The organism is Sphingomonas sp. P3_C6 (genome assembly GCF_056402595.1).
Genome location: NZ_JBFUHB010000031.1, coordinates 38,335 through 49,792 on the forward strand (window position 1 = coordinate 38,335; position 11,458 = coordinate 49,792).

The following is an 11,458-nucleotide window of genomic DNA, read 5'->3' on the forward strand; positions in this document are numbered from 1 at the left end:
AGCCAGTCGTTTGCCCCTTGCGATCAGCGTCGGCGGCGTGGCCGGGGCATGGGGCGGATCGAAGATATCTTGTCGTCCAGACCCATCCGGCTGAGCCGGCCGATCGAACGGTCGATGATCTCGCAGCGTCCGCGGAAATCGTCGTCGGTGCAGACCTGCCAGGTGCCACTGTCCACCCCGATCGCAGAGATCTTGTCTTCCATGCCGGTCGGGCCGAGGCGGCGGATCGGGCGGGTGATCTCCATGCTTCGCCCGCGGAAATCATCGTCGACGAAAACGGTGACTCGCGGCCCGCCGTCCCGGTCGCGATAGCCGTCGCGATACCGTTCCTGGGCCGTCGCCGTCGGAGCGACCGCGATCACGGCAAGGGTCAGTACGACCAGGTTCAGCCTTTTCATGAAGTCCTCCCATCAGGCCCGCAATTGCGCTCCGCATGCGGTTGAACGAAGCTTCCCATAGGCCGGCCGCGAACACAATGGCGACCCAGGCCTGGCGGGTTCACCCCAGCTTGCACGGCTTGATGGCGCGGGGCTCGGGCCGGGGGCCGACCGCGCGGAAGGTGGCGAGATATCCGCCGGCCGATGGCATCTCGTGCATCTCGACCTGGGTATAGCCGACCGCTGCGAACTCGCAGCGCAGCAGCCCGGGCGGCGTACCGTGATTCTGGGTTGCCCGGTTGGCATCGACCACCACGACCAGGCCGTCCGGCTTCAGCGACGGGCGCATCCGCCAGAGGAATTCATAAGGCTGCTCGATCTCATGATACATGTGCACCATCAGCACCCGGTCGAAGCTCGCATCGGGCAGGCGCGGATTGGCGGGCAGGCCGAGGCGCACGCTGACATTGTCGAGCCGTTCGCGCGCGACGCGCTCGGCCAGCGCATCACGCACGCCGGCAACGATGTCCTCGGCCAGCACCCGGCCGTCCTTGCCCACGCGGGTGGCGGCGCGGATCGTGTAATAGCCCTCGCCGGCGCCGATATCGGCGACGGTCATGCCGGCCTTCAGCCCGGCCTTGTCCATCACCTCGCCGGCCTCGTTCAGGCGGTCGCGTGCTTCCTCGGTCGACCAGCGCGACGAGATGATATGCGCGACCGGCCGGTCGGCCTTGGGGAAGGGGCCCGCCTTGTCCTGGTCGTCATCGACACGCGGCTGCCCGGGCTCGCAGCCCGTGAGCAGCATCGCCGCCAACGCCAGGGCTGCGGCCAACCTCACTCGACGTCCTCCACCTCGACCGTCTCGCCGGTAACGCGCTGCGACAGCGCGGCCGACATGAAGGGGTCGAGGTCGCCGTCGAGCACGTCGGATGGGCTGGTYGAGGTCACGCCGGTGCGCAGATCCTTCACCAACTGATAGGGCTGGAGGACATAGGAACGGATCTGGTGGCCCCAGCCGATATCGGTCTTGGTCGCGTTCTCCGCATTGGCCGCAGCCTCGCGGATCTGCAGCTCGCGCTCATAAAGCTTGGCGCGAAGCTGGTTATACGCCTCGGCCTTGTTCTTGTGCTGGCTGCGCTGGTTCTGGCACTGCACGACGATGCCGGTCGGCAGGTGCGTGATGCGCACGGCCGAATCGGTCGTGTTGATGTGCTGACCGCCCGCGCCCGACGCGCGATAGGTGTCGATGCGCAGCTCGCTCTCGTTGATCTCGACCTCGATATTCTCGTCGATCACCGGATAGACCCAGATGCTGGCGAAGCTGGTGTGGCGGCGCGCGGCGCTGTCATAGGGGCTGATGCGGACGAGGCGGTGAACGCCGCTTTCCGTCTTGGCATAGCCATAGGCGTTCTCGCCCTTGATCAGCATCGTTGCGGATTTGATGCCGGCCTGCTCACCCGAATGCTGGTCGACCAGTTCGACCTTCATGCCGCGGCGTTCGGCCCAGCGGGTGTACATGCGCTGCAGCATGCCGGCCCAGTCCTGGCTCTCGGTGCCGCCGGCGCCGGAATTGACTTCGATATAGGTGTCGTTGCCGTCGGCCTCGCCGGCGAGCAGCGCCTGGATCTTGTCATGCTCGGCCCGCGTGGCGAGTTCGGCGAGGCTACGGGTGCCGTCGGCCGCCATTTCCTCGTCGCCCTCGGCCTCGGCCATCTCGATCAGCTCGGCCGTGTCGGACAGCTCGTTCTGGATCGCGCGCGTCGCGTTGATCGCCTCTTCGAGGCGTCGGCGCTCCCGCATCACCGACTGGGCGAGCTTGGGATCGTTCCAGAGGGACTGGTCTTCGACGCGCGCGTTCAGCTCGTCGAGCCGACGCAGCGCGCGGTCCCAATCGAGAAAGCGGCGGAGCAGCGCGAGCGCGTCATTGATGGTGTCGACATGAGCCTGCGCTTCGGCGCGCATGGTGGGAACTCCGGTAAATACTCGTCATGCCGACAGGAGCCGGCTCACAGGGATATATAGGGCGGGCTAGTAGATTCCGCCCGTCCTTGGCAAGGCGGGGGTATCATTCAATATGATTTAGCGCCCGTTCAGCGCGCCTGAAGACGCTTCAACGTCGCCAGGACACGTCGCACACAGGCATTGACGATCTGCTCGATCCGCGACGGGGGCCGGTCCGCCGCGGAAGGCGGTACCTCTCCATTCTCCGCCGGTGGTGTTGCCGCTGCCGGCTCACCGACCGTCAGGCGGATGCCGGTCTCACTGATCTCCAACGCCATGGCTGCTTCTCCCATCGGCTGACGAACCGATGCAGGATGCGCCCGGATCGGGCTTATGCCTAGTAGATTCCGCCTTCGCGCTGGAGGAAGTCGGTGTCGCGCGGGGCGGCTTCCTGCCGCTGGACGGGCTTGGCTTCCCTCGGCTTGTCGGCGGCGTCGCTCTCCAGATCGCGGCGCGCCGCGCGGCGCGGCTCGCTCTCGGGCTTGAATGCTTCCCAGATTACCGCCGCCTTCGGGTCGGTGGTCGGCCAGGCGCCGAAGACCGGCTTGCCCGAGGCACGGTCGATCCGGACCATGCGGATGCCGGCGGGCGCGCGGAACGGGATCTTCTCCATTCCCTCATAGGCCTTGACCGCGAACTCCTTGAAGATCGGCGCGGCGATCGTGCCGCCCTGGGCGTAGCCGCCAAGTCCGGTCGGCGAATCATAGCCGATATAGACGCCGCCGATCATCTGCGGCGTGCCGCCAATGAACCACACGTCGGTCGGGCCGGAATTGGTGCCGGTCTTGCCGAACATCGGCCGGTCGAGATCGCGCAGCACGGTCGCGGTGCCGCGCTGGATCACGCCCTCGGCGATATGCACCATCTGATAGGCGCTCTGCGCGTCGACCACCTGCTTGCCGTGCGCGACCGGGCGCGGCATCGGCTTGCCGTTCCAGTCCGGCGCGTTGCAGCGGTCGCAGGCGTGCCAGTTGGTCGGCCAGATCACCTTGCCGTGACGGTCCTGCACGAAGTCGATCAGGGTTGCCGGGTGGCCGCGGCCCTGGTTCGCGAGGATCGAATAGGCGTTGACCATCCGCATCACGGTCGTCTCGCCGGCGCCCAATGCGAAGGACAGATAGGGCGGATATTTGCCGACGCCGATCCGGTCGATCAGCGACACGACATGTTCCATGCCCGTCTGCGAGGCGGCGCGGACCGTCATCAGGTTGCGCGACTGCTCGACGCCCCAGCGCATGGTATGGGGACCGGAGCCGCCGCCGCCGAAGTTGCGGAAGCATTTCTGGCCGAGCCGCGCGCCCTGATAGACGCAGAAAGGCCCGTCGACGATGATCGAGGCGGGGGTCATTCCGCCTTCCAGCGCGGCCGCATAGACGATCGGTTTGATCGTCGAGCCGGGCTGGCGCATCGCCTGGGTCGCGCGATTGAACGACTGGATGCTCGAATCGAAACCGCCCTGCATTGCGAGAATGCGGCCGGTGGCGGGTTCCTCGACGACGAAGCCGCCGGAGATCTTGGGCACCGAGCGCAGCGCGAACGTGCCGCCCTCGGGCGCGACGGCCAGGATGTCGCCGACCTTCAGCGCCGCAAAGGCAGTGCCACCCACACCGCGCACCGGCATTTGCGCGGCAGAGCTCGGCAGGCTGCCGGTCTGGCCGTTGCTGAAGCCGAGCGTGGCCGATCCGCCGCCGACTGAAGTGACGATCGCGGCACGCCAGTCCAGATAGTCGAGACGGAGATTGGTATTGAGCAATGCCGACTGCCAATTGTCGCCCGAGATCTCGACATGGCGCAGCGGGCCGTTCCAACCGCGGCCGCGTTCGAAGCGGATCAGGCCGTTGCGCAGCGCCGTCTGGGCGTCGAGCTGGATCTTGGTGTCGAGCGAGGTGCGCACCCACAGGCCGCCCGAATAGACGCTGTACGGTCCGGCCTTTTCATCCTCGCCGAACTTGTCGATCAACTGGCGACGGACCTCCTCGACGAAATAGCCGGCACCGGCCACCTCGGTCTTCGGCGTCTGGCGCGGCACCGCGCCGATCGGCGCGACGACTGCCCTGTCATATTGCGCCTGGTCGATGAACTCGTTCTTGAGCATCTCGCGCAGCACATAGTTGCGGCGGTCGAGCGCGCGCTGGGTGTTGCGGAACGGGTCGTAGTTCGACGGGCCCTTGGGCAGGATGGCGAGATAGGCCATCTGCGGCAGGTCGAGCTGCTTCAGCTCCTTGTTGAAATAGGCATAGCTCGCCGCCTCGACGCCGAAGGCGTTCCGGCCAAGCGCGATCTGGTTGAGATACAGCTCGAGGATCTGCTGCTTGGTCAGCGTATCCTCGATGCGATAGGCGAGGATCGCTTCCCTGATCTTGCGCGTCGGCGAATAGGTGTTGCCGATCAGCAGGTTCTTGGCGACCTGCTGCGTGATGGTCGAGCCGCCCTTGGCGCGCCGGCCGGTGCCGAACTTCGTGGCGTAATCGATGACCGCGCCGGCCATGCCGGGATAATCGACGCCATGATGCTCGAAGAACGTCTTGTCTTCCGCGGCGAGGAAGGCGCGGACCAGCAGCGGCGGATATTCGGCGTAGCTCAGTTCGACGCGGCGCTCGCGGGCATAGCTATGGATCGGGGTGCCATCGATGCCGCGGACGTTGGTCGGCAGTGGCGGCTCATAGGAGCGCAGCTTGTCGACCGAGGGCAGGTCGCTCGCAAAGACATACCAGAAGATCGCATAGGCGATCGCGATCAGCACCGCGAGGACGGCAAGGACCTTCACCCACCAGCGCCCCCAGACGCGTTGGGCAAATCCGCGAATCCCCTCAACGTCGCGGCGAAGGCGGAATTTCACGCTGGATTCGGTACTGGTCATACAGGGTCGAGGCTCTAGCAAGTTTATCGGGGCTTGYCAGCCTGTGTCCTTTCATCCTTGCGCGTTCCGCCCGGATAAGTCGTCGTGCGGCCGGATTGAGTCAGGCGCGTCCGGCATGGTGCGTGTGACGAAAGTCCTGGGCGGTATCGGGCGGTTTGTTGGGTTTTCACGAGGGGATTCGGGAAAATGCGGCGTTTTTCGCGGCTGACTTTTGTCATGCCTGTCGGGGGTGTGCTGGGCGAGGGTGTTGGAAATGTCGTGAGGGTTGCTGACATTTCCGGGATTGATCATTAGTTGTGAAATATATCATTATAAATCAATAGCTTAATGCGATCTGCGTCATGTCGGACTTGTTCCGGCATCCACCGTGCCGCACATTCTCGGGCCGCAGAGTCCTGGGGACGGTGGACCCCGGAACAAGTCCGGGGTGACGAAGGGCGGGCGCCACACGCCAGCACCTCCTCCCTGAAATTTCGTGTCAGTCGTTCGATGCGAGCCGGCGGGCGAAGTGGATGTCGACCGCGCGGCGGACGCTTTCTGCGATGCGCTCGCGGCCTTCGCGCGAATCGATGAAGGCTGCGTCCTTCGGATTCGAGATATAGCCGGTCTCGAACAGGATCGACGGCATGTCGGGCGCCTTCAGCACCATCAGTGACGCCATGCGGTGGAAGTTCGGCTTCATCGGCATCAGCGGCTGCGCTTCGCGGCCGAGCAGGCGGGCGAAGTTCGCCGAGCTGTTCATCGTCTCGCGCTGGGTAAGGTCGATCAGGATCGACGAGATGTCGGCCGAGGTGGAGGCGAGGTTCACGCCCGAAATGATGTCGGCCTTGTTCTCGCGCGCGGCAAGACGGGCCGATTCCTTGTCGGAGGCGACCTCGGACAAGGTATAGACGGTCGCGCCCGAGGCGTCGCCGCTGCCCACGCTGTCGCAATGCACCGAGATGAACAGGCTGGCCTTGAGCTTGCGCGCGATGCCGTACCGTTCCTGGAGGACGAGGAACTTGTCGTCGTCCCGCGTCAGCGCGACGCGGACCCGGCCCGAGCGGAGCAGTTCGTCGCGGATCGCGCGGGCGATCCTGAGCGTCACGTCCTTTTCTCGGCGGCCGTCGACCGGCGAGATCGCGCCGGGGTCGACGCCGCCATGACCTGCGTCGATCACCACCAGCGGGCGGCTGTCGTCATCGCCGTAGATTCGCGGCAGCGGCAGCTTGCTGGTCGATTTCGGGATGGGAACCGACACTTCATATTTGCGCGCGGGCGGCTGCATTCCCAGGTTGAACGGCGGAAGGAAGCGCAGGCGCTGTTCCGCCGCGGCGCGGGCGAAGCTGGCGTCGTCGACGGTGCGCAGCTCGAGCGTCAGTTCGCGGCCGTCGGCACCGAATGTCCCTTCGGTGACGATCGCGGGCCGGGAGAGGTCGAACACGATGCGGGTGCCGTCATTGCCGCGCGCTGCCTGACGCACCGCCGCAACCATGCCATTCCCGTCGACCGGCACGCCCGGTGATGCGCCATCGATATCGACCGCGATGCGCTGCGGCCCCTTGAGCACAAAGCTGGAGGCGTCCGCGACGCCCTGGTCGAAGCGGATCACGATGCGGTCCTGCCTGATCTCGACACGCTCGATGGTCGCGGCCCAGGCGGGCGAACCGCCAAGCCAGCAGGCCAGAAGGGCAAGAAGGAACGACACGGATCGGTAATGCCGCGCCGGTAGGGCAACGGTCCAGCGAAAAGGCATGGGCGGGGGGTCCCATCGAGTACAAAACGACAGCCCCCGGAATAGGTGACAGCCCCTTCCGGCACGGTAAAATTATATGGTTAACGGCAAATTTTGGCATGAAATTGCCGTGGACCCCGGCAGAAACGTGCCGGTTGCTGCGCGGCGATAGCAGTGCTAGTCATGAAATTGCACCGGCAAGCGCCTCTTCTGGCGTCTGCCCGGTCCCATGGCCGCACCGGATTTCTCGGTGGCGGCTCTTCAGGTTGACGTTCGCATGATGCATTTTCCCCGCCCCTCGCACCGACCGGTTTCCGCCGGCGGTCTCGCGAGCGCGCGGGGTGCCCAGGGCCAGATGCCGGGGCGTGGATCGCGAGCAGAGGCATTTTTCGAAACCACAAGCGGCACGGAAAAGGGCGGCAATTCCGCCACCACGTCGCCGCATCACAATCGCGCGCGGCGGATGCCGCCAGGCCCCGGACCGCGCGCCCGGAGAACAATAAATGACCATGCGTATGCTGATCGACGCGCGGCACCGGGAAGAGACCCGGGTTGCCGTCGTCAAGGGGAACCGGATCGAGGAGTTTGATTTCGAGTCCGCTGAGCGCAAGCAGCTCAAGGGCAATATCTATCTAGCCAAGGTCACCAGGGTCGAGCCGTCGCTGCAGGCGGCGTTCATCGATTATGGCGGTAATCGCCATGGCTTCCTCGCTTTCAGCGAAATTCACCCCGATTATTACCAGATCCCGAAGGAAGACCGCGACGCGCTGCTGCGCGAAGAGGCCGAGCACGCCGCCGAAGAGGCAGCGCTGCGCGCCCAGATGGACGCCGAGGACGAACTCCATGACGATGAGCATGGCGAGGACGACGGCTTCGAGCCCGACGCCGAATCGGTCGAGCGGTTCGACGACGATGGCGGAGCCGACCCCGAGGTAAGCGCCGAGACGGAGAGCCGTGGTCGCGGCCGCCGCAAGCGCAGCGCCGCCGATGATGCGGTCGACGATCTGCGCGAGCGCCGCACCAACCTGCGCCATCGCTACAAGATCCAGGACGTGATCCGCCGCCGCCAGGTGCTGCTGGTCCAGGTCGTCAAGGAAGAGCGCGGCAACAAGGGCGCTGCCCTCACCACCTATCTGTCGCTGGCCGGCCGCTATTGCGTGCTGATGCCCAACACGTCGCATGGCGGCGGCATCAGCCGTAAGATCTCGAACGCTGGCGACCGCAAGCGTCTGAAGTCGATCATGGCCGACATGAAGCTGCCCCCGTCGATGGGCTGCATCGTGCGCACCGCCGGCCTCCAGCGCACCAAGGTCGAGATCAAGCGCGACTTCGATTATCTGGCGCGCCTGTGGGACGGGATTCGCGAGACGACATTGTCGTCGTCGGCGCCTGCCCTGGTCTATGGTGACAGCGACCTGCTGAAGCGGGCGATCCGCGACATCTACAACCGCGACATCGACGAGGTGATCGTCGAGGGCGAGGCAGGGTATCGCCAGGCCAAGGAGTTCATGAAGCTCCTGATGCCGAGCCATGCCCGCAAGGTTAAGCATTATTCCGACCCGGTGCCGCTGTTCCAGCGCAGCCATGTCGAGGAACAGCTCGCCGCGATGTATCATCCGGTCGTCCAGCTGAAATCGGGCGGCTATCTGGTGATCAACCCGACCGAGGCGCTCGTCTCGATCGACATCAACTCCGGCCGGTCGACGCGCGAGCACAGCATCGAGCAGACCGCGACCGCGACCAACCTGGAAGCAGCGCACGAGATCGCGCGCCAGCTGCGCCTGCGCGACATGGCCGGCCTCGTCGTCATCGACTTCATCGACATGGACAATGGGTCCAACGTCCGGAAGGTCGAGAAGGCGATGAAGGAGGCGCTGAAGAACGATCGCGCCCGCATCCAGGTCGGCCGCATCTCCAGCTTCGGCCTGATGGAGATGAGCCGTCAGCGCCTGCGCACCGGCGTGCTCGAAGCATCGACCCGCCAGTGCCCGCATTGCGAAGGCACGGGTCTGGTCCGCACCGCATCGTCGGCCGGCCTGTCGGCATTGCGCCTGATCGAGGACGAGGCAGCCCATGGCCGCGGATCGCAGCTGCTGCTGCGCGCCAGCCAGGAAGCCGCCTTCTACCTGCTCAATCGCAAGCGCGCGGAACTGGCCGAGATCGAGGATCGCTACGGCGTGACGATCGAGGTTGCGCCTGACGGCGAGCAGGAAGGCGCGCGCATGTCGGTCGAGGTCTCCGGACCGCCGCCGGCACATGCACCGCGCTTCGACGCGGCGATCGAGGAGATCGAGGACGATATCGAAGAGGATATCGAGGACGAGATCGACGAGGTCGAGGTCGAGGACGAGGAAGAAGAGGAAGCCCCCCGCGAGGCACGTGCACCGCGCGAGCCGCGTGAGCGTGGCGAGCGTGCCGAAGGCGAAGACGGCGGTTCGCGCCGCCGCCGCCGCCGTCGCGGCCGCCGCGGCCGCAATCGTCCCGAGGGCGAGGAGGGCGCTCCGCGCGCCGAAGGCGAAGAGGGCGAGGCCGAGGGCGAGGCCGATGCCGAAACGGAGACCGCCGATGAAGGTGCAGCCGAGTTCGCCGGCGAGCAGCCTGTGGCCGGTGAGGGCGAAGGCCGTCGCCGTCGCGGTCGCCGGGGCCGGCGTGGCGGTCGCCGCGGTGAGGGTGATCGCGTCGAGGGTGGCGAGTCCGCACCGGTCGACGCCGATGCCGCTGAGGCTGAAGCCGTGGTCGAGACACCGGTAGCCGAAGAGGCTCCTGCCGAGGTCGAGGCGCCCAAGAAGGGCCGTCGTCGCCCCAAGGCACGTGAGGCGGTCGCGCAGGTTGCTGCCCCCGAACCTGTGGTCGAGGCGGCCCCGGTCGTCGAGGCCGAGGCGCCCGCCGAGGAAGCGCCGGCCAAGCCGAAGCGCGCACGCCGCAGCAAGAAGGCCGAGGCCGAGGCAGCGCCCGAGGCGGTTGCTGCGCCCGAGCCTGAGCCCCTCGTCGCCGAGGCTCCTGCGGCCGAAGCGCCGGCCAAGCCGAAGCGTGCCCGCCGCACCAAGGCAGCGGCGTCCGAGGCGGCAGCGCCCGAGGCGATTGCAGAGGAATCGGCCCCGGCCATTCCGCTTGCCGACGATGGCGCCGCGCCTGCCGATGACGCCGCCGGCGGGATCGATCCCGATCCGGGCGAAGCGGGTTCGCCCCGTCGCGGCTGGTGGCAGCGGACCTTCGGGCAATAGTCCCCGCCTCTCCCTTTCGGGAGGGCAGGATTGAAGAAGAAGCGGCGGGGGCTCGATGCCCCCGCCGTTTTCTTTTGCGGCGCGTCGGCGCCTATGGTCGAAGCGTCGGGTGGAGATGGAACGAACGGGGCGGTTATGCCGGTCCATGACAGTGCATCGAAAGGCTATCGGGCGGGGGCGGCGACCTATGTGACCGGGCGCCCCGGCTATCCGCCCGAGGCGAGCCGGTGGCTCAGCGAGGTACTCGGCGTCGGGCCCGGCCGATCGACGATCGAGATCGGCGCGGGCACGGGCAAGTTCCTTCCCCTGCTGGAGGAATGCGGCGGTCATATCCTCGCGCTCGAGCCGGTCGACGCGATGCGGGAGCGGTTGGCGCATGATCATCCGGACATCGAGGCGATCGCCGGGACGGCCGAGGCAATCCCCTTGCCGGACGCGAGCATGGACGTCGCGGTCTGTGCCCAGGCATTCCACTGGTTCGCCAGCGCGGCGGCGCTGGCCGAGATCGGGCGCGTGCTGGCGCCGGGTGGCAGGCTTGGCCTGATCTGGAATGTCCGCGATGAAAGCGTATCCTGGGTCGCTGCGCTGTCCAGAATCACCGACGTGTTTGAAGGCGATACGCCGCGCTATCGCACCGGGGCATGGCGGCACGTCTTCCCGGCGCGGGGCTTCGCCTTTATCGGCGAGCGGCAGGCCCGCAATGCCCATGTCGGTAGCCCGGAGCAGGTGATCGTCGGGCGGACATTGTCGGTCAGCTTCATCGCCGCGCTGCCGTCCGATCAACGCGACGCGGTGGAGCGCGAGGTCCGCGCGCTCATCGCCGACACGCCCGAGCTGGCCGGCCGCGACAGCATCGCCTTTCCGTATGAGACGCGGATGTTCGCCTATCGTCGGACTGAGTGAAGGAACTGAAGCCTCACATGTCCGTCACCGCGGGACGTGTCCGGTGGTTATCCCATTCGCACATCTACTTTGCTTGTTCCCCGGCGAAGGCCGGGGCCCAGTTGGGGGACGATAGTGATGATCGTTGCGCACCGTTACATAAGCCTTCCCAACTGGGCCCCGGCCTTCGCCCTACGAGATTCACACATGGTATAGTGCGTATCCTTGTAGCATCGTCTGAAGGCGTAAGAGGCCTTCGAGTATGACGACGGGTCCGGGTTTTCCATAATAGCCGGTCCAGCCGCCGAGGCGCGCGCAGATCCACGAGGCGAACGCGAGCGAGCCTGGTGGGTGAGGGTTTTTCTGCTTGTCGGTCTTGCCTTCGAGCGCGGCGTTGACC

Annotated in this window: 8 protein-coding genes and 1 pseudogene; 2 read left to right on the top strand and 7 right to left on the bottom strand. The window is 66.3% G+C overall.

The annotated features are described in order from the left end of the window. Positions 1 to 23 precede the first annotated feature (23 nt). The 6 genes from AC1DT7_RS21065 to AC1DT7_RS21090 all read right to left on the bottom strand — a co-directional run bounded on the left by AC1DT7_RS21065 (position 24) and on the right by AC1DT7_RS21090 (position 6,973). Complete coding sequence (locus tag AC1DT7_RS21065) at positions 24 to 398, bottom strand: beta/gamma crystallin-related protein (RefSeq protein ID WP_478038141.1); 375 nt, start codon at positions 396 to 398, stop codon at positions 24 to 26. 100 nt (positions 399 to 498) lie between these two features. After that, positions 499 to 1,182, bottom strand: a complete 684-nt coding sequence (locus tag AC1DT7_RS21070) for a class I SAM-dependent methyltransferase (protein WP_478038150.1) — start codon at positions 1,180 to 1,182, stop codon at positions 499 to 501. 29 nt (positions 1,183 to 1,211) lie between these two features. Further along, positions 1,212 to 2,339, bottom strand: coding sequence for a peptide chain release factor 2 (gene prfB / locus AC1DT7_RS21075; protein ID WP_478038142.1), 1,128 nt, complete (start codon positions 2,337 to 2,339; stop codon positions 1,212 to 1,214). A 128-nt stretch (positions 2,340 to 2,467) separates the two neighbouring features. Continuing rightward, a complete protein-coding gene (locus AC1DT7_RS21080; protein ID WP_478038143.1) occupies positions 2,468 to 2,656 on the bottom strand; it encodes a DUF5908 family protein in 189 nt (62 codons plus the stop codon). Positions 2,657 to 2,715: 59 nt separating this feature from the next. Then, positions 2,716 to 5,238, bottom strand: coding sequence for a penicillin-binding protein 1A (locus AC1DT7_RS21085; protein ID WP_478038144.1), 2,523 nt, complete (start codon positions 5,236 to 5,238; stop codon positions 2,716 to 2,718). A 478-nt stretch (positions 5,239 to 5,716) separates the two neighbouring features. Next, complete coding sequence (locus AC1DT7_RS21090; RefSeq protein ID WP_478038145.1) at positions 5,717 to 6,973, bottom strand: N-acetylmuramoyl-L-alanine amidase; 1,257 nt, start codon at positions 6,971 to 6,973, stop codon at positions 5,717 to 5,719. Between the two features lie 482 nt (positions 6,974 to 7,455). Between AC1DT7_RS21090 and AC1DT7_RS21095 the strand changes: the two genes are divergently transcribed. Together AC1DT7_RS21095 and AC1DT7_RS21100 are read left to right on the top strand one after the other, a co-directional pair. Next, positions 7,456 to 10,176, top strand: a complete 2,721-nt coding sequence (locus AC1DT7_RS21095; protein ID WP_478038146.1) for an Rne/Rng family ribonuclease — start codon at positions 7,456 to 7,458, stop codon at positions 10,174 to 10,176. 135 nt (positions 10,177 to 10,311) lie between these two features. Further along, positions 10,312 to 11,079, top strand: coding sequence for a class I SAM-dependent methyltransferase (locus AC1DT7_RS21100; protein ID WP_478038147.1), 768 nt, complete (start codon positions 10,312 to 10,314; stop codon positions 11,077 to 11,079). A 180-nt stretch (positions 11,080 to 11,259) separates the two neighbouring features. Here the strand turns inward: AC1DT7_RS21100 and AC1DT7_RS21105 are convergent. Beyond that, a pseudogene (locus AC1DT7_RS21105) lies at positions 11,260 to 11,458 on the bottom strand (hypothetical protein); the annotation flags it as partial.

What these genes read in the sequence shown, in the direction of transcription:
- AC1DT7_RS21065 (WP_478038141.1), bottom strand. Translation starts at nt 398, where the DNA reads ATGAAAAGGCTGAACCTGGTCGTACTGACCCTTGCCGTGATCGCGGTC.
- AC1DT7_RS21070 (WP_478038150.1), bottom strand. Translation starts at nt 1,182, where the DNA reads ATGCTGCTCACGGGCTGCGAGCCCGGGCAGCCGCGTGTCGATGACGAC.
- AC1DT7_RS21080 (WP_478038143.1), bottom strand. Translation starts at nt 2,656, where the DNA reads ATGGCGTTGGAGATCAGTGAGACCGGCATCCGCCTGACGGTCGGTGAG.
- AC1DT7_RS21085 (WP_478038144.1), bottom strand. Translation starts at nt 5,238, where the DNA reads ATGACCAGTACCGAATCCAGCGTGAAATTCCGCCTTCGCCGCGACGTT.
- AC1DT7_RS21090 (WP_478038145.1), bottom strand. Translation starts at nt 6,973, where the DNA reads ATGCCTTTTCGCTGGACCGTTGCCCTACCGGCGCGGCATTACCGATCC.
- AC1DT7_RS21095 (WP_478038146.1), top strand. Translation starts at nt 7,456, where the DNA reads ATGACCATGCGTATGCTGATCGACGCGCGGCACCGGGAAGAGACCCGG.
- AC1DT7_RS21100 (WP_478038147.1), top strand. Translation starts at nt 10,312, where the DNA reads ATGCCGGTCCATGACAGTGCATCGAAAGGCTATCGGGCGGGGGCGGCG.